At 43.9% G+C, this 23703-nt stretch carries 17 protein-coding genes and 2 tRNA genes; 6 read left to right on the plus strand and 13 right to left on the minus strand.

The genetic code is table 11. The features are described 5' to 3' along the window. Nucleotides 1-10 precede the first annotated feature (10 nt). From cas7e to AC1DBT_RS00940, 5 genes are all read right to left on the minus strand, one after another. Nucleotides 11-1078: a type I-E CRISPR-associated protein Cas7/Cse4/CasC gene (gene cas7e, locus AC1DBT_RS00920; RefSeq protein ID WP_480018231.1), complete on the minus strand. Its 1068-nt coding sequence runs from the start codon at nt 1076-1078 to the stop codon at nt 11-13. Between the two features lie 52 nt (nt 1079-1130). Continuing rightward, a complete protein-coding gene (casB, locus tag AC1DBT_RS00925) occupies nt 1131-1745 on the minus strand; it encodes a type I-E CRISPR-associated protein Cse2/CasB (protein ID WP_480018232.1) in 615 nt (204 codons plus the stop codon). Between the two features lie 24 nt (nt 1746-1769). Next, nucleotides 1770-3446, minus strand: a complete 1677-nt coding sequence (gene casA, locus AC1DBT_RS00930; RefSeq protein ID WP_480018233.1) for a type I-E CRISPR-associated protein Cse1/CasA — start codon at nt 3444-3446, stop codon at nt 1770-1772. Next, nucleotides 3439-6231: a CRISPR-associated helicase Cas3' gene (gene cas3 / locus AC1DBT_RS00935; protein WP_480018234.1), complete on the minus strand. Its 2793-nt coding sequence runs from the start codon at nt 6229-6231 to the stop codon at nt 3439-3441. The genes casA and cas3 overlap by 8 nt, the downstream gene beginning before the upstream one ends. A gap of 303 nt (nt 6232-6534) precedes the next feature. After that, nucleotides 6535-6675, minus strand: coding sequence for a transposase (locus AC1DBT_RS00940; RefSeq protein WP_480018247.1), 141 nt, complete (start codon nt 6673-6675; stop codon nt 6535-6537). Nucleotides 6676-7253: 578 nt separating this feature from the next. Here AC1DBT_RS00940 and rpmB point away from each other — a divergent pair. Next, the gene (rpmB, locus tag AC1DBT_RS00945; RefSeq protein ID WP_006303255.1) at nt 7254-7454 is read left to right on the plus strand and encodes a 50S ribosomal protein L28; all 201 of its coding nucleotides are present in this window, start codon (nt 7254-7256) and stop codon (nt 7452-7454) included. Between the two features lie 248 nt (nt 7455-7702). On the opposite strand, the gene AC1DBT_RS00950 is transcribed toward rpmB, so the two are convergent. The 5 genes from AC1DBT_RS00950 to priA all read right to left on the minus strand — a co-directional run bounded on the left by AC1DBT_RS00950 (nt 7703) and on the right by priA (nt 14786). Further along, complete coding sequence (locus AC1DBT_RS00950) at nt 7703-9088, minus strand: thiamine diphosphokinase (protein WP_480018235.1); 1386 nt, start codon at nt 9086-9088, stop codon at nt 7703-7705. A gap of 19 nt (nt 9089-9107) precedes the next feature. Further along, complete coding sequence (locus AC1DBT_RS00955) at nt 9108-10772, minus strand: transcription antitermination factor NusB (RefSeq protein ID WP_480018236.1); 1665 nt, start codon at nt 10770-10772, stop codon at nt 9108-9110. After that, complete coding sequence (fmt, locus tag AC1DBT_RS00960) at nt 10769-11791, minus strand: methionyl-tRNA formyltransferase (RefSeq protein ID WP_480018237.1); 1023 nt, start codon at nt 11789-11791, stop codon at nt 10769-10771. Before fmt ends, AC1DBT_RS00955 begins: the two co-directional genes overlap by 4 nt. 46 nt (nt 11792-11837) lie before the next feature. Beyond that, complete coding sequence (def, locus tag AC1DBT_RS00965) at nt 11838-12389, minus strand: peptide deformylase (RefSeq protein ID WP_480018238.1); 552 nt, start codon at nt 12387-12389, stop codon at nt 11838-11840. Nucleotides 12390-12461: 72 nt separating this feature from the next. Next, the gene (gene priA / locus AC1DBT_RS00970) at nt 12462-14786 is read right to left on the minus strand and encodes a replication restart helicase PriA (protein WP_480018239.1); all 2325 of its coding nucleotides are present in this window, start codon (nt 14784-14786) and stop codon (nt 12462-12464) included. Nucleotides 14787-15176: 390 nt separating this feature from the next. Here priA and AC1DBT_RS00975 point away from each other — a divergent pair, with 390 nt between their 5' ends. Further along, complete coding sequence (locus tag AC1DBT_RS00975) at nt 15177-15629, plus strand: Dps family protein (protein ID WP_480018240.1); 453 nt, start codon at nt 15177-15179, stop codon at nt 15627-15629. An 87-nt stretch (nt 15630-15716) separates the two neighbouring features. Here AC1DBT_RS00975 and AC1DBT_RS00980 read toward each other — a convergent pair whose 3' ends face one another. Together AC1DBT_RS00980 and metK are read right to left on the minus strand one after the other, a co-directional pair. Then, complete coding sequence (locus AC1DBT_RS00980; RefSeq protein ID WP_480018241.1) at nt 15717-16163, minus strand: MarR family winged helix-turn-helix transcriptional regulator; 447 nt, start codon at nt 16161-16163, stop codon at nt 15717-15719. Nucleotides 16164-16256: 93 nt separating this feature from the next. Continuing rightward, on the minus strand, nt 16257-17510 hold the full coding sequence (gene metK / locus AC1DBT_RS00985) for a methionine adenosyltransferase (RefSeq protein WP_303870545.1): 1254 nt from the start codon (nt 17508-17510) through the stop codon (nt 16257-16259). A 449-nt stretch (nt 17511-17959) separates the two neighbouring features. On the opposite strand from metK, the gene gltX reads away from it, so the two are divergent. From gltX to AC1DBT_RS01005, 4 genes are all read left to right on the plus strand, one after another. Then, nucleotides 17960-19555 (plus strand): glutamate--tRNA ligase, encoded by a 1596-nt coding sequence (gene gltX / locus AC1DBT_RS00990; RefSeq protein ID WP_480018242.1) that lies wholly within the window; start codon nt 17960-17962, stop codon nt 19553-19555. A gap of 118 nt (nt 19556-19673) precedes the next feature. Next, nucleotides 19674-21266 (plus strand): L-serine ammonia-lyase, iron-sulfur-dependent, subunit alpha, encoded by a 1593-nt coding sequence (sdaAA, locus tag AC1DBT_RS00995; protein ID WP_480018243.1) that lies wholly within the window; start codon nt 19674-19676, stop codon nt 21264-21266. A gap of 264 nt (nt 21267-21530) precedes the next feature. Then, a tRNA-Gln gene (locus AC1DBT_RS01000) sits at nt 21531-21604 on the plus strand. 20 nt (nt 21605-21624) lie between these two features. Continuing rightward, nucleotides 21625-21701 (plus strand) — tRNA-Glu (locus tag AC1DBT_RS01005). A gap of 307 nt (nt 21702-22008) precedes the next feature. On the opposite strand, the gene AC1DBT_RS01010 is transcribed toward AC1DBT_RS01005, so the two are convergent. Then, nucleotides 22009-23703, minus strand: a 1695-nt coding sequence (locus AC1DBT_RS01010; RefSeq protein WP_480018244.1) for an Ig-like domain-containing protein, incomplete at its 5' end; no start/stop codon positions are given.

Here is a 23703-nt window from a genome sequence, read left to right on the forward strand (position 1 = left end):
AAATGTATTGCTATAGAATTTCAGTTATTTTGGTTGCCAGATCATCTAGTAAAGCTTGCATGGATGGTTTTTCTTCTCCTAATTCCTGCATATGTTCAGAGGATGCAAGGCTAACGTAAAAAGAAACAAGTGGTTTGTGGACAATTTTTTCAGTTTTTGCCATCTCTTGCGCAAGCTTAGCAGTAGATTGGCTTGCATATCCGTCTGTTGATTTTACAGGTTCTTCAAATGCGCTTACAAGATTTACAGGACGATCATCGCGTAACGTTATCAGAAGTAGATGTGGCAACGTTTGATTTGCAAATGTATTAGCTTTTCCTGTAGGCATAGACTCTACGAACCCTTTAACAAAAAGCTTTACAGAAGCTGCAAGGGCCTCCTTGTCATTATCTAGCTGTGACAAAAACTCATGCAAAGCAATACTTGCATAGCGGTATAGTTCAGATGAATTGTACTCTACTGTACCAAGCATACCTGCACCTGCGTTGTCCTTAGGCGACAAGTCGTCAATTGCTGTAAAGTAGTCAAATTCATGCTGTATAGCGTGTGTGGAAATTGCATGAGCTACCTGTGCAGAGGCGTCTTCATTAAGTGATGGATCATCAGCTAACATGCGTCCAAAAAGTGCTATATCTATAGGAAGATTCTTATGCAGTATCACCTGCAATGATTTTTTATCGTCAACTCCGTCTATCGCAGCTTGGGCAAGAGCGTTCGCTTGTTTTTCTCCTATAAAGAAAAGAGCTTTGGCTTTTCCTTTTGTTGTTTTAACGCCCGCGTTATTAAGCACTTTTTCTCCGAACTTCAATGCGTCATCGTATGAAATCGATGAATCGAGTGCGGCAATCTTCTTTGCTATATAGTCAACAAGATAGAGCGTACGAACTCCTACATTTTCTTCGGCACTGTGTTCTTTAAAATATGTGCGCATTGCCCTCTTCCAGCACTGAGAACTCACGCGTGCACGTGTAGAACCGCCATATTGTGCCGTCTTTGGACTACCAGTATCGTCACGATTAATATTGCATGGGGGAAGCGTTTGTAGTGCGTGGATATCTATAAATAGACGATTGTTCATAATGATTTCCTTTCTTTGTTACTTACGTAAAAGTAGTGTTTATAAGTGATGATTAATTAAATCGATAGTATTCCTGTGCCCATGAAAGACGTATCTTCTCTGGAATAAAGTTAAACAAATACAAATCACGTGCCAAACGTGGATAGTTAATATGTTGGTGGTTATCCTTTGTTTTGCTTTTAAGGATCCCAGTCAATTGCCTTAGGTTATAGTAAAAATGATCAATATTATCTGAAGTAATTAAATTAGAAAAACGCCTATCCATTGCGTTGCGTTGCTTTTCATCTGAACGCAATATTCTCAAGCAAGAACCCATATTATATGAAAAAGATTGTGCCAAAGCGTTTTCGTCGGTGACAGTGTTGTCAGTGCTTATATTTTCTGTTGATATGTTTCCCTGTTCATAAAGAGCGTATATTTGCAGAGTATAAATCACAGCCTGCATTTTTAGATTTTTCCCCTCATACTCGCTTAAAAAGTCATCGGGGACATTCGTTAGTATTAACGGCCAAATATCTACCGACTGGCTAAGTGGCTTTCCAATAGAATGTCGCAATTTTGCAAGAATTGCCCGGCGTGATGCTGCATCGACATTGCTAAGATACTGCCTAACAATCTTTTGTACGGCATTTGACACTTCAGAATAGCCTGTGGTTGCCTCGTTCATAAGCGCTCCTTTCTGCATAGCACATTACTGTTCTGACAGTTTGTTAAGTCGATATATAAAAGCGTTATAAGCTGTAATAATATTTTTTGTTGTAACGGCTCCACTTGCTTTTGCTGTTATGGTAATACCATTTAAATCTCTTGTATTGGCATTAGCAACCATTTGACTTGCTTCTTTTTCTAGTAATCGCGTAACGGTTGCTCTCCACCTATCGCAGCATTCGTTTTTTGAATCGCTTGGGTTAATCCCTGCGAGCCAATCTCTAAATGGGCGATCGAGCAAAAAGTAAACATGGCTGATTGTTCTATTAATAAATGTAGCGGCATTATCATCACTCCGATTTTGGATGTCGCACATGTCTTTAAGGAAGCCCCTATACGTTGAGCTAACAGCGGTTTTCGTATGGTTTACCTCATTATTTATACGATAAACCCATCCATTATTATCTACGTCTGTTATCAATTCTTCGTGTACATATAAATTATCATATATCTCGTCAGTAGGAACCCACGATGTTGCATTACCGTCATCCTTTACACTAATGGCCTCTAGTACAATACGTAAATTTTCTATATATGGACTAATGCAGTCTAGCCAACTTATTACCTCTGGTCTGTGATATTTTTCTTTATCATCAAGAGAATATGCCAAGGTAAGCAAGCTATAGGAACGCCACATTGCTTCTTCAGTGCGGTGCTTTCTGGGAGTAAATGTATCTTTATTATCTCCAGTTTTATTATAATGCCAAAAGGTCATTGGCTCTATAAATGCATTTTTGTGATTGAGGTCGGGAAGCTTAACCATAAAAGGAGTAAACAGTTCGTTTTCATCCTCTCTTGAAGGGATATATACTGCACGACTCCATCGCGTATATAGCTGCGCTATATTATCAACGCGAGCACTTGAAAATGCATGCTGTATGTTTTCGGCACCTGAATATTCCCAACATGGTTTTTGATCACTTGCTGCTAACTGGAATGGATTTGCGGCTACCCAGTTTAGCATAAGTGTTTCAAACAGATTGGATCCCGCAAGTGTAATACCACCCAAGTCAAAAAGCCAACCCTTAGAGGCTTTATATTTTTGTGTACCAAAAATAGTTTTGTCAGAAAGCCCCACATAGCCTTGCAGTGTAACAAGCCATCGCGCAAGCTCAGCGCAGGTTAAGCGATTTTTATCTTCCTTGTTCCCATTTTTTGGAGAAAACAGCGCAATCTTATTATCACTTTCTGAGATTAAACGATTAATGTTTTTTCCTGAAATTGCGCTAGGTTTCTTTCCGCCGAGTTTATCGCTACTAATATCTTCAGCCAGCACCTGCATAAATGGGTATTCGTCATCAAAAAGATAAAACCTGTTATGCCAACTATCCAGATAATCACATACGATATTTGGAAAATGGCGCTCTTGCCACACTGTTCTCCATATTTCGATGCTCTCTTCATCAAAATCTTCTGCTTCATCTTCATCTGGATCAAACGCGCGAGCGCAGCCCTTAGTATCGTAGCGAGAAAATACTGTGTGGAGTACTGCAAGTAGTAATCGCAAAATGGAAAAATCTTGCGCTTTCATATCGCCTGCAAGTGCTTTATATTCATGCGCAGATTGCAAGACATCTATCATTGAGACCAATTTTGTATGACCCGAATCGTCTACAATTACCGAAATCCACGGCTCTTCTAAAAGATTGAACTCATGCATCGTGAGGCTCCTTTTGGCTGAGAATACCTAGTTCTTGATTATATTTTAAAGTATAGCCACAAAAAACGCAGGAATCGTTTTCATCAAAAATAAGAGCTAACGAGTCGTACAACCATGGCTGATTCTTCCATTCGGCCAGGTGAGTTTGCCGATAGGATTCTAGCTCTAGAATGCAATGTTCTGTAGCCTTTGCTGTTCTCGTAAACAGAGCTGGTAGGCTAATGGTTTCACGAGCTATCTTCATGGCAATGTAAGGCATGTCGATTTGATCTTTAATATCATTACCATCAGAAAATGTACCGTAGCCAGAACCAATCTTTTTCAGGGCTATTATTTCAATCGATTCTCTAGAATTACGAACTTGTGCAATTCCTGCTTCCTCTGAGTTTTCGGCAACGCTATTAGACAGTAATCCCATAATGGATTTTTTACCAATTCCTAAACGGGGTTTATCAATGCGATAATTACAAGCTTTAAGCTTATTAGCATTGCTTTCGTTCATATACTGGTCTTTTGCTTGTGCATATACATCTTTGAGATCATCTGTCAGTGAAATATCCGAAGACCCATATACTTCTTGCACCAGATGACAAATATCTTCTGGTATGTGTATCACTTGAGGTAAGAAATACTGTGTCCTCATGAGGAGATAAGCGCCATACACTGCGATTGCACCCTTATCAAACCTAAACTCCTCTGATGTGGCAAGTATATACAGGTGTGGGGTTGTTACACGTGCAGGTCTTGCTATCACATGTCTATGTAGCCTACCTGCCCGTTGTAAAATTAAGTCCATTGGTGCTAAATCTGTAACTAACACATCAAAATCAATATCTAGTGATTGTTCTAGAACCTGGGTTCCTATAATAATAGCTTTATATGGCCGAGTTGCGCCTTTTCCGATTGCCTCGCTAATCCTTTTTTCTTTTCTTATGCGGTCGGTGGCAATGAACTGAGAGTGAATAAGCGTAAGCTCATCATGGCCAAACTCTTCAAGGCATGCGTTATAGATTTCTTGAGCTCGCCGCACTGTATTAACAATGATTCCCGCAACTCCACCACCTTGTAATAGCTCTTTCAATGTAGATAGTAAAACGCCATGTTTTTCAACGTCAATAAGTTTGTGCACTTCAATTTGTAAGGAATGCAGTCCGTTGCGCTCACATATGACTTTCTGTTTAATATACGCGCCATCGTTATAAGTAAGCAGCGGATATGTTTCAGAATGAGGATTGTATTCAGTTTTATCGCACTGAGTTTTCCACTTTAAACCAAGCCCTTTTACATAAGCTCGTAGTAGGGCATCTCTTCGATCAGAAGGTAATGTTGCAGAAAGCAAGAGCACTGGAACGCCATACGCTGCCATCCACATGATTGCTTCTTCAAGATACTGATTCATGTATGTATCGTATGCATGGACTTCATCAATAACTACTACTTTTTTGCTAAGCCCCAAGTGCCTGAGCATGAGGTGTTTCTGCTTAAGTCCAGCTAATAAAAACTGATCAACAGTTCCTACTACAAAGTCATCTAGCAAGGCTGTCTTTCTTCCAGAAAACCAGTCATTAAGAATTACTGCAGAATTCACATCGCCATTATTCATACTTTTGCACGCTTTAGCAATGTGGGCAAAGTCTTCATTAAGTGCTGCTTTTCCATGCACTAATCTAAGTCCAAGTGATCCATTGAAATCGCCAATAATACCTTTAAGCCATTGGTGTACGCGCGAAAACATGCCATTTGAAGTCGCTTGAGTGGGCAGCCCAAAAAATAATCCGCTTTTTCCTGTTTGCCGAGCTAATTGTTCAGCAGCAATGAGCGCCGCTTCTGTTTTCCCAGATCCCATTGGTGCTTCAAGGATAACTATTCCAGGATTGTTACAGGTACGAATGGACTCATATATTGTTTGCTGAATACCATTAGGTGTAAACCCAAAACGCTTATTATATTGCTGGTTTGCATTGGCAGTGCATAATGATGGTTCCCACAAGTCTTTTGTTCCATGTTCAATCCATGCACTCCAGCCTCTTTCGAGGCGCTCTTTCTGATTAGTGATACCGCTTTCTTCAATTGATATAAGAGGGAAAAAGTCCTCATTGCTTGCAATCCAATCTGCCATAATAACAAGGCCACAGAGAATCATTTGAGCTGGCTCACTTATTTCTGGAAGATCCGCAACACATTGAAAGTTATTTCTTTCAAGTGCCCATGCAAGAATCTGTTCTTGTGTACTTTTCCATAACTGCGCAACCTCACTTATACCTTCTGTTTGATAAAAGTGGTCGGGATAGGCAGCAAGATCATCTAAGTATACTCGATAACTATCCAAAGGTTTCCCATGGTGTGCGCCTACAATAGCACATATTCCGTGAGGCACTCCGCATTTTTCAAGTATTGCTTGCCCTGTAATGGTGTGATGGCTTGTGCTCCAATCCTTGGTAGAGGTTATAAACTTGTCAGCTCCTTTAAAACCAGCAGCTATTAGCTTATTTCTGAGCTGTATATCTAACTCTTTGGAGTTGGTGAAAGCTTCTTTAAACTGAAAAACTGGTGTAGCCTTGCCAATATCATGAACAGACGCAACAAATTGAACCAAATTTTTTGCACATGCGGGATTCGATAACGAAGAGGTAAGCATAAATCGTTGACTCGAACTGAGCCAATGTTCCCAAAGCAAGCCAATTACATTGGCGGTGTCTACTAAATGTTGTGTTAGTGGAAGCCAGAGCATAGCACCATTATATTCTGCTTTTTTACCCCAAAGAGCTGCATTAATCTTGGTCATAACGGTCCTTCCAAAGCCGCTAAGTAATATAAGATGTTACGCTCTCTAGTATACATGGGGGGTTGGACAAAAATGTGTATGTTGGATTTGAAAGTAAGACGAGAATGAATTTGATGGAGTTATCAAGAAGATCACAATGTATATTTACCGTTTTGAAAAAAAATTCATATTATTCACTCAATATATAATCTTAAATTACTAAATGTTCAATTCAAAAGTTAGTAGAACACTAAGTCGAACACTAGATGTGCTTCCAAAACTTAGGTGAACATGTACTAATAACTCTTGGAACCATTTTTTTGGTCAAGTCCTAAAAGGTGTGTAGGGTCGTTCACGAAACCCGTTTCTACTACCTTTACGTTCAACTGTTCTTTCATATGGCTCTGCATGGAGCTGAGCTGTAGATTCAGCTTTCAAAATGCTCTTAAGACATGATTGGAGCAGCTCTCTATAAGCCCTTTAGTCTTATCTTTTGAAAATAAGTGTAGTATTTCTTTCTCACTAAAGGTAATACTGATTTGAGCCATTTGTCACTCCTACTTTTTAATTTTTTTGACCAATAAATTATAGCTAAGGGAAGGGCACTTGGCTCTTTTTTTGCTCCGCAATTTTACACCATTAGATGGACGCTACCCCGTTCATGGATGTTGTACAACCGCTCTATTAAAGATTTTTGCGGTTTACTGCAGAAATCTTTACCAGATACTCGCGTCAAATTCTGAAAAGCTCATACGCGGACGCACCTCTCATCGCTATTCTGAATGAACTCATGCGCGTTATGATTACACGTGCACTTATCTGAATGAGCTTATTCAAAGACGATTCTGACGAGCAAACAGATATGTCTAGCAAATGAGGGAAGTTTTCAATCTGCGCGCATGCTTATCCACTCCTCAAAATTTTTTCGTCATTAAACCACCATATCAACCGCGTTTGACTTGCAGAAAATACACTATGTGCTAAAGTAGATAAGCACTTGTGAATTAAAGGCGCGATATGCGCTCCTGCAATGGAGGTCAATTATGTCTAAAGTCTGCGATATTTGCGGTAAGCACGCAGTTGCTGGTCGCTCAATTAGCCACTCACACCGCACTGTTAACCGTAAATTTAAACCCAATATTCAACGCGTTACCGTTTTTGAAGACGGTAAAACTCCTAAGAAAAACGTTTGCACTCGTTGCCTTAAGAGCGGTAAAGTTGCTCGCTCTGCCGAGCAAGCATAACAACTTCCTGCAGGTAGTTAAACGCGCTGCGCCTTGTGCGCACTACATAAACACAAAAGGAGCTTTACGCTCCTTTTTTTGTAGAGTTATAGAGTTGTGAAATTGTGAGCTCTTTTTTTGTCTGCCTTGTTAGGTGCTTGTAAGACGCACGCACTTTTTTATAAGCTCTTTTTTGGTAAGGTTGTAAGACTGCACACGCGTTTTTGTACGTTCTTTTTTTACACGCTCATTTTACAAGCATTACCCTACTAACCATGCATGATAAAAACGGCAGCTTTCCCCGAATGACACACAATTGTTGCACCAGAATCTTCTACCACATTAGAAATACCCTCGTCGCTAAATTGCGCCAAATCGTAATGAGATAAATTCCACTTAAATCCTGTTTCTGAAATGCACGTCCACGGAGTAAGCGCAATTACCGACACCGTTTTTTTGATATCCGTCTGCGCAAAATGTATATGCGAACGTCCACGCAACGATATAATCTGCAGTGTATAGCTGTCTTCAACAATTGTTGGACAATACGAAGCTGCACGTGCTAAGACACCAACAACGCCCAGTGCATGATCAGCTCGTCCACCAGAAGCACAAGTAATCGTAACATGAAGAAGCTTGCGACGCCTGCGCGCCTCGTGCACCGCACAATCGAGCGCAAGTTGTAAATCGGTTGCATACTTTTCGCGCGGAAATGTAATCTTTTTTTCGACACAAGACGTTACCCACTCATACGCATCCCTATCAACCGAGTCTGTATCACCACAAAATACCTGTGGAACAATGCCTGCTTCATACAGAACATTTGCTCCCCCGTCTGCTGCGATGAGATAATCGTTAGCACGCGCAAGTTTTTGCACCAGCTTAAGAGAAGAAGGTGCAGGAGAACCCGCAACAATCAGCACGCTCAACACATCATCAGCGCTTGTATCGCTTAAATCCCCCTGTTGATGTGCGTCACATGAATCTGGCAAGGGTTCAAAGTCATCAAGCAACTCATACGATAGCTCTTCATACGAATGAATAAACACATCACTAAACTTTTTGCAGGTCTCAATGTCGCGCTGCATATGAGTATCAAAGATACAAACGGTATTAAGCTTTGCCGCTTTAGCTTCGCGAACACCAAACGGTGTATCCTCAAATACCCACGTGGATGAAGCGTCCGTTCCAAGATACGTATGCGCAGCTTCCCAAATATCGGGATACTCTTTGCTTCTAATAGAGCCACCCGTTGAAAACGTACGCTCAAAGAAATCAAAAATGCCTGCACGCTTAAGCGCAAACTCTAAATGCTTCTTTGGCGTAGAAGAAGCTACTACCATACGAACTCCGTGCGCACGAAGGCTTTGCAAAAACTCACAAACACCAGGTAAGGGTACCGACGAACGTTCATACCCATTGCGAATTATTTCGTTAAAACGCTGCATAACCGCATCGCCAGACGCGTCTACATGGCAGTGCGTGTGAATATAATCACACGTTTGCACAATCGTGAGCGGCTCAATTGCATCGAAAAGCGACTTGGTAAGTTCAAGACCGTACGAATTTAGAAGCTGAGCTGTTGTGTTGCGCCACATATCCATCGTATCAAGCAACGTACCATCACAATCAAAAATTGCAGCTTGAATTGCCATACCATTTCTCCTTTTACGATTAAGAAATTCTTGTAAGACATGCAACAAAATGAGAGTCGCATGAATGTGCCATTGGTGCAAATACGTACATGCCGCAACGCGAAGATGTGCACGTAGTGGCAGATGCCGCCTGCGAAGTTGCGGACGCGGCGCCAGGCGCTATCTGCGAAGATGAGTGCACATCGGCAGTTGTTTTGCGATCGGCAGTTGCTTTGTGATTGGTATCTACAACATTCGCGCTAAAAGAATTATACGCTTGCGTAACAACTTCGCGCATAGACGCATGAAGCTCTTGAGTCCACGCGCGCGGAAAGTTCGTACATACAAAGCCTTTTCCAGCGTCTGAAGCCAAAAAGGCGGATACAACATCCTCATTTTCGCACGAAAAAATCGAGCACGTTGCATATATCAAAAAGCCGCCCACGTTAACCAAACGACTAGCCGCACGAAGGAGCTCGCTTTGAGTATACACAAGGCTGTGAGAACGAGCTACATCAAGAGCCACCTCACTCATAATTGTTGGCGCTTCTACGTGCCTTCTCATGGTTCCCGAACCACTGCACGGAGCATCAATAAACACCGTATCAAAGCGTTCGTGCTCATCAAAATAGGTATCAAGTTTTGTTGCGTCATGAGCTACAAAACGAATAGAATCATTAATGTGAGCGCGGCTGAGACGTTTCCGCGCGCAAGCGAGCTTTTGAGGTGATTTGTCGCACACAACTCGTTCAGAGATAGCAGGACAGGAAAGCCTTTTATTCATATAAGAAATAAGAAGCGACTTAGTACCCTTCCCACATCCTATTTCAAGAAGCTTCTTGGGACGTGTATGTACAACACAAGCGGCAATACATTGCGCAGCAAAATCGGAAATTGTTAAACGTTGACCCTCAATATCGTTATAGAGAGCAGCAGGCGATATTCCATGTAATTTATAGCTACCCCATGCATTTTGGACTGGAACAAGTTCACCAGGTATCTGAGGCGGATTATAAGGATTTTTGCATACATAAAACGGAACATGTGCTTGTGCGGCCAGTGCCATATGTGCACATATAAACAGCCCACGATCACGATAAACGCGATTTACAATCCATGTGGGTAATCCCGAAACTAAACACGCCTCACAAAGAAAATCAGATTCACAAGTAAAACCATAGGATTGCAACAAATGATGTTGAGATTCAGCCGAGATCGGCGCTGCGTTTATTATGCACAAGATATCATCGTAGGAGTGGCAATCTTGTATAATCCGCACAAGATGTTGACGCGCGCGGGCAAAGTTTGCCTGGTCATACGCAGCTATTCTGTGCAAAACGGCATTTACAAAAGAAGCTCCACGCTTATCCACCAAGCGCACAAGCTCTACATATTGGCTTACAACTGCATAAGCAGGCGTTTGCCTATACACCAATTCATAGGTAGCCATACGCAAACATATAAGCACTTTATACGGCTGATGAGCAAGACGCTTTACATATTGCGCAAGCATCTTATCCACCATACTCTGCGAGCTTATAACACCACATACAACATGCTGGACAAAACTTTTTTCGTCTTGTAAAAGCGCACAAAACGCATCAAAATGCTTTAGAAAGTCCTGAGCATATGTGGTGTTTTTCCGCAGTGCACACAAAGCCTTAAATGCCACCGTGCGCGAAGAAGCAACCTTAACGCTTGTCATGAGACATGGCTCCATGTAGAAACGTTATGTAAGCCCAAAGACCAGTCGTGTGCCGACATAGCAGATTTTCCATCGGGTTTAACACGCAAAAGTTCTAAGGTGCCCGAAGCACAACCCAAAAATACGCGATGATTTTGAATAAGGACCGAACCTGCTGGTATGTGTTGTAAGCGCACAGCGTTCTTGGAGTCTGCACTCTCGGAGGCTGCGTTTTCGGACACCGCATTTGCGGAGGCTGCGTTGCTAGACGCCGCATTTTCGGATGCAACTTCATCACCTACAAAGCGCCCGACAAGCGCGCGAACACCCTTTTGACCCATCATAAAACGTGCAGGCGCAGCGTCGCCAGACGCTTGTATACGAACCACATTACTTTCTGCAGATAAGCCAGGATCCAACAATAACTCGTGTTTATCAATTTTTTGAGCATATGTTATGTCGGTTTGAGATTGCTTATGCCATACAAGCTTATGCTCCTCTAAATCACTAAGCGCACACAAAAGCTCACGCGCACCCAAAGCACTAAGTTTATCGGTAAGCTCGTCTAGGGATTGAGCGCCAATCTTAAGCGATGCTTGCCTGCAAAAATCTCCTGCATCAAGTTCGTGAACCACGTTCATAATAGACACGCCTGTAACTTCATCGCGCGAAAGAATAGCCCGTTGAATAGGAGCAGCGCCACGCCAACGCGGAAGAAGTGACGCGTGAATATTAAGCGTTGTATATCGAGGCAAAGCTAAAACACTATCGGGAATAATGCAACCATAGGCAGCAACAACAATAACATCAGGCTCACATGCTTTAACTGCTGAAATGAGCTCATCATCAAAACGAGTTGCCTCACGCACGGGAAGCGAAAGCGCGTTCGCACACTGTTTAACTGGTGACGGTATGAGCTTTTTTCCTCGACCACGCACCGCGTCGGGGCGTGTAATAACAAGCGAAATCTTGTGATGCTTATGCAATTCTTGAAGCGGTTTAACCGAAAAATCGGGTGTACCCATATAAACTATATTCATAAAGCTCTCAAACCTTACATTTCAACTTAAAATTAAAACTCAAACCTTAAATTTCAACTTCACCAGGACGCGCGCCTGTCTCTAAAGCATGCTTATATTCTTCGAGTTTTTCCATTTTTTTGTGAAGCGGCAAATGATCGGGAATCGTAACGCCTTGCAGGTGGTCACACTCATGTTGTAGACATGCAGCCAACAAATTACCACGAGCTTCATAGCGAATAAGATCGCCGTCCAAATTTAATGCTTCACAAATAACGTGCGATGGTCGCTTTACGGGCACCAAAATACCTGGATACGAAAGACAACCCTCAGACATGCTACGATCTGCTTCATCGGCAACAACAATTTTTGGGTTAACAAGCACATATGGTTTTTTGCGAGAGCCTTCGCCCCATTCGCAATCAATAACCACCAAGCGTATGTTTTTGCCAATTTGAGGCGCGGCAAGTCCACATCCATCAGTTGCATACATCACTTCAAACATATGATGAGCTAGATCTTTAATTTCCTGCGTTATTTCTTTAACGGGCTCACACACTGTTTGCAAAATAACAGACGGCGCGCAAACCATTTCTTTATACGCAACACTTTTTTTCATAACACTCCTCATCCTATACGTTTAGAAAGTAACCTTGTACATGCCATATTATTCATGCATATTATTCTACCGTTACATAATATCGTAAGCATCCACATCAATAGAGATGCGAAGCCCAGGGGGCGTTTTTACACGGCTTATACACGATGAAATGGTTGTACCAAGTGGAGCACCAAGTGGCGCTTTAACTACAATATGACGGCGATACCTGTCGTTAACCTTGTATTTCATGCAATTAGACGGACCAAGCATACGCCACATACCTTCTTGATGTGCAAGCGTTGTTTGCAACTCAATTGCTAAACGCGCCGAAAAATCAACAACGTCTTTTGCATTCAAACTCCACATAAGCACATTAGCAATGCGAGAAAACGGAGGATAATATGCCGATTGACGCTCCTGCAATTCTTGCGTTACAAAACGCGTGCGATTATGAGTTTGCACGGCTTCCATTACCGGATGCCCAGCCCAATATGTTTGAATAACAACCTTACCACCGCACGTACCTCTGCCCGATCTTCCAGCAACTTGCTCTAATAAGAAGTAGCTTTTTTCTGCCGCTCTAAAATCGGGCATTTTAAGGGTGGTATCTGCATTCAACACACCAACAAGCACCACATCGGGAAAATCGAGACCTTTGGCAATCATCTGCGTACCAACTAAAATGGCACAAGAAGCACTATCAAAGGTTTCTAAAAGTTTTTCATGTGCGCCTTTAGCACGCGTTGAGTCGGCATCCATGCGAACAACCACGGTTTTATCGCCAAACATACGAATAAGCTCGTCTTCTACACGCTGCGTACCTGCTCCAAATCCTGCCATGTATTTACTTCCACAATGAGGACAAGCGGTAAGCGGATTTGGATATACAAAAACCGACCAGTGACGATCACATTCGTGACATTTGAGCTCATGCGTTTTTTCGTGATAGGTAAGCGTAATTGAACAATGCGGACACTCAGGCACCGCACCGCACTCGCGGCACATCAAAAAATTAGCAAATCCGCGTCTGTTAATAAGAATCATAGCTTTTTTACCAGCATCAACCACATGCCACAACTCTTCTGTGAGTGCACGAGAAAACATGGATTTGTTGCCAAGCGCAAACTCTTTGGTCATATCCACAATCTGAATACGAGGCAAGTGTGCGCCAGCCGGACGCTCGTCCATAACAACATGCGTCCACGTACGCGCTTGGTGCGTGCGCTTTGAACAGTGCATTATACTATCAAGCGAAGGAGTTGCAGATCCAAGCACCAATGCGCTATGCGACAGCTGCGCCAGTTTTTCGGCAACGGCGCGTGCATGATAGCGTGGAGCAAGTTCTTGCTTGTAACTACTATCGTGTTCCTCGTCGATCACAATAAGGCCAATATCAGCAAGCGGTGCAAAAAGAGCAGAGCGAGCACCAACCAAAACACGCGCGCTTCCTGTACGAACCATATCCCACTGATCATAGCGCTCGCCTACCGAAAGCTTTGAATGAAGCACTGCAACGCGATTACCAAAGCGGCTACGAAACCTACCAACTGTTTGTGCTGTTAGAGCAATTTCGGGCACAAGTACCAGCGCAGTTTTCCCTTGTGCTATCACATCTTCGATTGCTTCTAAATAGACTTCGGTTTTGCCTGATCCTGTAATGCCGTCTACAAGAATTACATCTCCTGCTTGAGCCTCACAAGCACGCCTAATAGCAGATAGCGCATTAATTTGACCGCGGGTCAGCTGAGACGGCTTTAAAGCTTTTGCACTTGAAAGCGCAGATGGTGCAAGCTGGCGTTCTATGCGTTGTTTATAGATTTCTACCACATGCTTTTTTTCGAGCGCACGGGCAACCGAAAGTGTTCCTGGAAGCAAAACCTTTAACTCTGCCACACGAACAGGACCTGATGAAAGCGCTGTTAATAACCTACGCTGTGCACATGCACGAGCGGCTGGTTTGAAATCTTTACCCGCTTTCGTAAGCTTGATCCAACGTTCATCAACACAACCTCGTTTCTCGCACACAAGCTGCCACGGAGCGTCTTTTGAATCACGTTTAATTTTTACGAGTTGTCCCGGTGGCAAAAAAGGACGAAACGCTTCTGACAAAGGACATGCATACTCACGCGAAATCCATGTAGCCAGCCGTGCATGAAGGCGATCAAAAGCAGGTGGTGCCAGCACACGCAAAACAGGCTTAAGCTCTCTTGAGGTTTCTGGTGCCGTTTGCACTTTAACGTTAGTTACATAGCCAATAGCTGTTCGATGTGCAAAATCAACTAAAATTGTTGTTCCAACGGTGCACGTTTTAACAAGCTCGGATGTGATTATGTAATCAAACGACTTGGTAAGCGCACGGGAAGGAATATCAAGTACAACAGATGCAATAGTTATTTCTTGAGTTGTATCTGGCATAGTCCTCCCTTCTTATTGTTGCAACTGCGCAAAGAGCACGCACACAGCTGCGACGCACGTTGAATACAAAACCCTCTACTAGTATAAAATACGTACATATGTTTGCATAGTACAAATTTATAATCTTCTTAAAAGTTAAGCACATACGCCCAAATTACTTGAAGCTACTCATAATGTGTATAGTCAGCTCTACCTTGTAAGCTTATACGTATTGCGTATAGATTGGCGCGCCAATTCCTTACAAAAGCTGAGTATATGCTTAAAGCATGGATGTTTCATGTGCACGCTCCATTGCGCAACTTTTTAAGTAACGAATCGCGTAAATCGGGTACACAATGAGTAAACAGATGTTAGCTATAACATCAAAATACCTCAGAAAGGAATGTTATTATGGCACAAGATCCTAAAAGCGCATTGCTTGAGAAAATGAATATTTACCTCGCAAACCAACAAGTTAATTACTTTAAAACGCTCAGCATGCATTGGTATATTAAAGGCAAAAGCTTCTTTGTTCTTCACAAAAAACTTGAGGACATGTATCTTCAGTCAGAAGAAATTGTTGATGGTGTTGCCGAGCGCATTATTGCTTTGGGCGGAAACCCCAACGCTAATATGGAAGGCGCTTTAAAGCTTGCTACCATTAAAGAGCGCGAAAACGCCCCTATTAAAGACGACGATGTTATTCGCGAACTTGTTGAAAGCATTACCTGGTGGATTGGTCAAGCTCAAGAGATTGTAGACCTGGCAGAGCAAGCTGGCGACGGAGCAACCCAAGATCAGTTTAATGAGTATATTGCCGATTACCAAAAGCAACTTTGGATGATTTCTTCTTACCTTGCTTAAAACAAGTGCTCTAACGGGCACAAACTATAAACATACATTACATAAAAACGGAGTGTCTTTTAGATACTCCGTTTTTCTTACGTGCAGCTAGTCCTTATGATTGCCAAGCTCGTTGTTGGCAGTATCTGCAAGCACATGTAAGAGTTTAATAACCTGTTTGGTTTGTTCTTCTCCCAACGTAGCTATAAGATTTCCAACAATATGCATAACTTGCGCGTGTTGGCGATTATACACATCCATCTCAGCTTCATTAAGCCGAATAAAAACACGACGTTTATCGCTGGTACAACGTTTGCGAACGATAAGTTTTTTGTGCTCCATAGCTGCAAGCGTATGATTCATCTGAGATTTTTGCATATTCATAATCTTGCAAAGCTCGGTAGCAGTGATATCTTCATCAACGTGATGCAGCAAAATACGACATACAACAGCCTCGTTATAAGGAAGAACCGAAACCAATCGGTCATTATTGATGATTGTGGTGAGTGAAATCCACGCATCAAGAAGTGATTCGCGCTCATCTTGATCTGCCATTACAAACTCCCATTCAAACATACAACTTACTACGTGCACCACGCGCACGCACACCGTGCTCTAAACGGGCATCAAACATGCGCCAAGCATGCACTAAACATGCTGCAAATGTGCCTTTATCTCGTCCACTTTATTTGTTTGCTCCCAGGTAAAATCGGGATCATTGCGACCAAAATGCCCATATCGTGCAGTTTTTTCAAAAATCGGACGACGAAGATCAAGCGCACTAATAATAGCAGCAGGCGTTAAATCAAATACGCGCGGCACCATATCGCTTAACACGGTATCGGGAACCTGGCCAGTTCCAAACGTATCAACCATAATCGAAAGCGGATGCGATACGCCAATAGCATAGGCAAGCTGAACTTCGCAACGCTTAGCAGCATGAGCAGCAACAATATTTTTAGCTACCCAACGTGCGGCATAGGCGGCAGACCTATCAACTTTGGTGCAATCTTTACCCGAAAATGCACCGCCGCCATGACGACCCATACCACCATAGGTATCAACCACAATTTTTCTTCCCGTTAAACCTGTGTCGCCCATAGGGCCTCCAACTACAAAACGCCCTGTTGGATTCACGTAAATATCGGCATTCTTATAACTGATATTCAACGGCTCTATTACGGGCGCAATAACATGCTTAATGATGTCGGCTTTAATCATATCCATAGAAGTAATTTCGGGCGCATGCTGCGTTGATACAACAATGGCACTCACACAAACGGGAACATCATGTTCGTAGCGAATACTTACCTGAGTTTTTCCATCGGGACGAAGATAATCAAGGATGTGCTCTTTACGAACTTGAGCCAAGCGACGTGCCAATGATTGCGCTATAAAAGCAGGCATAGGCATATATGTTTGGGTTTCATCCGAAGCATAACCAAACATCATACCCTGATCTCCAGCTCCTAATTGAGTAGATTCATCTGAGTTACCATGTTGGGATTCAAACGAAACATCAACACCTTGAGCAATATCGGGGCTTTGTTCATGAATAAGATTGATAACGCCGCAGGTATCACAGTCAAAACCGTATTTTGCACGATCGTACCCTATTTTACGGACAGTTTCGCGCGCGATAGCTGGGATATCAACATAGGCCTGCGTGCGAATTTCTCCTGCAACAATAATGGTGCCTGTCGTAACAAACGTTTCACACGCGCAGCGAACATCTGCAAGGCGTGCAGGAATGCCGCTTGGTGAAATGTATCCAACTTTTTCGAGATTAGCTTCTTTTGCAAGAATAGCATCAAGTACTGCATCGGAGATTTGGTCACACATTTTATCGGGATGACCCTCGGTAACCGCCTCTGATGTAAATAGGAAATTTCTTCCAACCATATAAGCACCTGATCTTTCTGTTGTAGCGTAAACGGTAAACGCAAAGCAGCCTGACATTGTTACCCAGCCCAAGCCACAAACATATGAGATAAACCGTATTCTCTATGAGATAGCACCCATGAAACACCCAAGACAACAAGGGTAGATATGCCTGTACTAAATCTTAGCAACACCATATGACAAAAGGCTTACCAAAAATAGCGTATAAGGTTTACCGTTTTTGTATACCTTATAGTACACGTTTATGCATGTAACATGTATCAAGGAGTGCGCACTGGCAAAAATGACACATTTTATACGATATAATTCATTAAAATAAGCTTAAAGCATAAACCGTGTTATTTCGGCAAAATTAGCGAGAATTTGCATGCGCTCATGCGCGCACAGACCTCCTTCGCGCTATGATACATATAACTGCTTGATAAACATACATCGAGAGGTATCCAAGTATGAATTCACAAACTGCAAATACAGAAGTTCGTGTTCGTTTTGCACCATCTCCTACCGGTAAACTCCATGTAGGAGGTGCGCGTACTGCTATATATAACTGGGCTTTTGCGCGTGCGCATAAAGGAACATTTATTTTGCGCATTGATGATACAGATCCTACGCGCTCAACCGAAGAAAATACGCAGATTATTCTACGTGCTATGCGCTGGCTTGGTCTTGATTGGGATGAAGGCCCCGATGTAGGAGGAGCTTTTGGTCCGTATAAACAAACAGAGCGTTTGGATATGTACCGCCAAGCTGCACAAAAGCTGGTAGAAGAAGGCAAGGCGTATTACTGTTTTTGTAGTCAAGAAACCCTGGATGCTGCGCGTAAAACAGCGCAAGAACAGCATGCACGTTTTCAGGGTTACAATCGCGCTTGTAGAGGAATTAGCCTTGATGTTGCAAAAGAGCGTATTGCTCATGGTGAGCCCTATACCATTCGCGTAAAAGTGCCTCTTAACCGTGGCGATGTTGTTGTTCACGATCTCATTCATGGCGACGTAACCTTTAATGCGCGCGAGCTAGACGATTTTATTATCTTTCGCTCAGACGGAACTCCTACGTATAATTTTGCAACCGTTTGCGACGATGCGGCTATGAAGATTACGCACATCATTCGCGGCGACGACCACTTATCAAATACGCCACGTCAAGTTATTGTATACGAAGCATTGGGCGCGCAAGTTCCTGTTTTTGCCCATCTTTCTATGATCTTGGGCGTAGACGGTAAAAAACTTTCAAAGCGCCACGGTGCAACTTCGGTAGAAGAGTATCGCGATAGCGGCTATGACAGTGAGGCGTTTGTTAATTATCTGGCGCTGCTTGGATGGGCGCTTGACGGTGAAACAACCATTGTGCCTAAAGATGTGCTTATGCAAAAATTCTCGCTTGAACATATTTCAAAAAATCCTGCGACCTTTGATCCTAAAAAGCTTGACTGGATTAATGCTCAATATATGCAGCGTCTAAGCGACAACGATTTTGCGCGCAATGTTCTTATTCCCGAGCTCATAAAAGCAGGACTTGAAATGCCTCAAGAAACTGACGCACGCGCGGACGGCGACACAGGCGACGTGGCGGAAGGCGCAAACGAGACCATGGACATACATGAGAACGATATTAACGCATGTTTTGACAAGCGACCTTCGTGGTATTTGTTACTGGCATCAATTCTTAAACCACGTACAACGCTTGCACACGATGTTGCCGAGAAAGCTCGTTTTCTGTATCAAGGCAAAAACCTATGCATAGATGAGCTCTCACTTACCAAAAATATTTATAACAACGAAAGCGCAGACGCGGCGCTCAAAGCTGCTTATACGGCACTTGAAGAGGTAAACGACTGGACAAGTGAGCACATAGACGCTGCCATGGCTGAGCTTCCCGAAAAACTTGGCGCCACAAAGCGTAAGTTTTTTGCAGCCATTCGCGTTGCTGAATGTGGCAATCAGGTTTCCCCTCCTTTGGGCGAATCTATGGAGCTGCTTGGTCGCGAGCTTACCCTCTTTCGTTTGCAAAACGCGCTGGAATTGCTAGAAGCACATAATAGCTAATTTTCATACGGTTAAGCCGTAAGGGCAGCCTGTAACAGCGAAATCGCGTGGCAGCGCGGCATATCCCGCAACACCCATCAGTAACGTACACAGATTTTTGTAGATAAGTGAGTTTATTATGATGACAACATCTGCATTTGAGGTGCTCGGTCCTATCATGGTAGGCCCTTCGTCCTCGCATACAGCCGGTGCTTTGCGCATCGCCTTAGTAGCTCGATCATTAGGTCCGGCTCCCTTAGCACGCGTTGAATTTATTCTGTACAATTCATTTGCTCACACCTACAAAGGTCACGGAAGCGATAAAGCTCTGGTAGGCGGCATTTTGGGGTTTGCGCCCGACGACATTCGTGTGCGCGACTCCTTTACTGCGGCAAAAAAAGAAGGCCTACGGTTTGACTTTATTCCTTCCGATGAAGGCGCTGGTAAACACCCCAATACCGTAACGATAAAAATGTACGGTCTGGACAATCAAACTATGTCGGTAACCGGGGAATCTTTGGGCGGTGGACGAATTCGCATAAGTTCCATTGACGGCATTAGTGTTGAAATTACTGGCGATTATCCAACGTTGTTTGTAGCTCATCAAGACGTTGCAGGTGTACTTGCAGCTCTTACCGGAATTCTTTCTACCTATGAGATCAATATTGCCACCATGCGCACATTTAGGGCAAAACGTGGCGGTAAAGCCTACACCGTTTTTGAACTTGATAATCCGCTTCAAGGCGATCTCCTTACTCGTTTAAGAAACGTAGACCACGTACATCTTGTTAATACCGTAAACATCCCTGGTTCGGTGGCTATCTCGCACGAAGGAAAGCTGCAGCTTGGTTTTGAAACAGGTGCTCAACTATTAGAACTCTGTGATGACCACAACATGACCATAGGCGAAGTCATGAGAAACCGCGAGCTTACGCTTTGTGAACGCCTTCAAAATGTTGACGAAAAAATGCTCCACGTGCTAGAAGTTATGCGCGAGGAAACAACCGATCCGCTGCGTAACCCACGCCCCTCACTTGGTGGATTACTGGGTGGTCAAGCGCAAACAGTATGGAAGCATAAGAGCAGCTACGCGTCTGCACTTATGGGTGATACGCTCACTACGTGCGTGGCGTATGCAATGGCGGTGCTTGAACGCTCGGCAACCATGGGCGTAATTGTTGCCGCCCCCACCGCTGGATCGGCAGGAGTAGTTCCAGGTGCGGTTCTTGGCGTTGGCAAAGCCATTGGTGCCAACGACGCACAATTAAGCCGCGCGCTGTGGAATGCGTGCGCACTAGGTGCTATTCTGGCGCATAATGCTTCAGTTGCAGGAGCCGAAGGAGGGTGCCAAGCCGAAGTAGGCTCTGCCTCGGCAATGGCGGCATCCGCTATCTGTGAGCTATTAGGTGCACAACCTCGTGTGTGTTTAAGTGCTGCCTCAACTGCTATTGCTAATTTATTAGGATTAGTATGCGATCCCGTGCGCGGATTGGTTGAATATCCCTGTCAAGACCGCAATGCTATTGGCGTGGCAAATGCGATAAGTGCAGCTCAATTGGCTCTGTCAGGTGTTCTTGATCCCTTGCCATTTGATGAAGTTACTCAAGCGATGAAGTCGGTGGGCGAAGCTTTGCCAGCAACGCTTAGAGAAACGGCTCTGGGAGGTCTAGCGGCGGCGCCATCTGCACAAGCTGCAAGCTCTTGTTGTACAACGTGCAATCTCTGCGATTAACAGGCGTTGGGATGGGTTGTGCGCGATGTGCGGTGTGCTGTGCGCACTCGTGTTGTTCACGCGCGTGCTGTTTGGCGAGCGTGCTGTTTGGCGAGCGTACTGTTCGCGCTTGCGTTTCTCGCGCCCGTGTTGCTCGCATGCGTACTGTTCGCGCTCCTCTCGTAAAATTTGTGAAGAGAAAAATTTTTTAAAATTTATATTGCAAAATGAGGGTGTTTAACGTATATTTATTCCTTGCGCGTAGCAGTTAGTACAACATCTTTTTGGGACGTCGTCTAACGGTAGGACAAAGGTTTCTGGTACCTTCAGTGGGAGTTCGATTCTCTCCGTCCCAGCCATTTGTCTAACTCTTGTCTATGGCCCGTTCGTCTAGCGGTTTAGGACGCCGCCCTCTCAAGGCGGAGATCACCAGTTCGAATCTGGTACGGGCTACCAATGATTATTAAGCCGCCTTATGGGCGGTTTTTTTTCTAGCCTTTTTTCAATAACTCTCCTATAGCTGCCTTCTCTTTTTGCCTATTTTGTCCTATAGCCCTTCATAGCCCCTCTTTTTTGCGATCTTTGTGCTGGTCTAGCATTTCATTCATTACATCAGTAGCCACAACCTCTACAATATCAGACGCTGTTAAAAAAGCGGAGTACCTTTTGAGTACTCCGCACAGATTGATGATTATGTTAAATCAACCGTTTACGCTATTTATTGCTTGAGCAATGAGCGTAAACAAACTAGCTTAGACACCTGTTACTGAGCAGTGTTATCGCTATCCTGTTCAGTCGTATTGTCACCACGCTTTTTGCGACGACGAATACCAAAGAGCCCTAAGAAACCACCCAATCCAAGCATCAGAGAAGCAAACGGCGAAGCGTCGTTCACGCCTGTTTGTGGTAATGCAGACTTGCCTTGAGGCAACGGCTGGTGAGTGTTAGCGTCAGACGTCGTAGGTACAGGTGCCGAAGGTGTAGGCGGCGTTGGCGGCGTTGGCGGCACCACACGCTCAACCACAAGTTTATCGGCAGGGATAACAAGCGTGCTTCCGTCATCAAACTCAAGTGACGCATCTCCGTTATCAGAAATAGTCTGCTTAGCAGGCTTTACATCGGGATTAGCGTCATCAAGATTATGCTTAACCTTGTCCTTCTCCGACGGTGTCAGATGTGTTTTGTCGTCCACGACAACACGCTGAGCAGGAATCTTAAAGCGATCGGCCTTAGACGGCGTAACTACAACGTTAACAGATTCAGGAATTTTATCCTTTTCTATCTGGACAACGGCGATTATCTGATTTTGCTTGAGCTGTACAGTTGACGGAACCTCAATGGAGAAGTCACCGTGAGCGTCCACAACGCCAGTCTGTGTGGTTGCGCCATCAGGGAACGTAACCGTAATGGTTGCTCCTGCAACGCCTTTGCCGGTAATCTGCTTTGTTTGAGTGTGAACAGGATTCACCGTTGGGGCCGCGGACGCAAGCAAAGCAGGATTTTCTTCTGCAATGGCGGGATCGGACATGGCGTAATACACAGCTGTATATGTTGCGTTCTTCTCTCCTGCCACGTCTGGCAAGGTGGGAGTCCAGCCATCTTTTGTATCGCGGTGCTTTAAGCCTTCGTTTGGTTTAACCATTGGAGCAACAGGCATCGCATTGCTAATTTTTACATCATATATTACCTGGGCGTACGTTTGGTTATTGTGGATGAGCACACCGCCCTCGCCTGCCTCGAAGGTTACGCGAACGAAGCCTTGAGGTGTAGGTGTTTGAGGGTTGTTTGTGACGTCAATGATGTTGGCGAGCACTACTGCCGTATAGCTTGCAGCTTCGTTTACCTCTGCATCTGTTGCAGGAAGCGCTGGTGTCCAGCTCTTCATAAAGGTATAGCCTTGGTTTGCAACTACCGTAGGTACGGTGATATCGGAGAACTTAGCGCCCTTCAAAACATCAAATGACTTGGTAGTTTCATTACCGATCTTTGCATGGGCGCCAGCGTTGAAGGTTACACGTACATAGCCTTCAGGTGTGTCTTTACCTGGTACTACCTCAAGTACGTTTTGTTTTACTACTGCGGTATAGGTTGCAGCTTCGTTTACTTGAGTATCTCCTTGAGGAAGATCTGGGTTCCAACCCATAAACTTATAGCCCTCATCAGCGGTGACAGAAGGTACTTGAATCTCACTAAACTCAGTGTCTTTCAAGACATCAAATGCTTTGATATGAGTTTGAGCATCTGCTCCTTGGATCGTTGCGTTGGCTCCCGCTTTAAAGCTAATACGTACATAGCCATCTGGTGCGCTCTCGCCTTGAGCATCGATCACTTTCTTCTTGGTAACAGTCTCATAGGTAGACGCAGTCTCTACCTTGCTCGAACCTTGAGGAAGATCTGGGTTCCAACCCATAAACTTATAGCCCTCATCAGCGGTGACAGAAGGTACTTGAATCTCACT

It is taken from the genome of Fannyhessea sp. C0108B2, assembly GCF_056583915.1.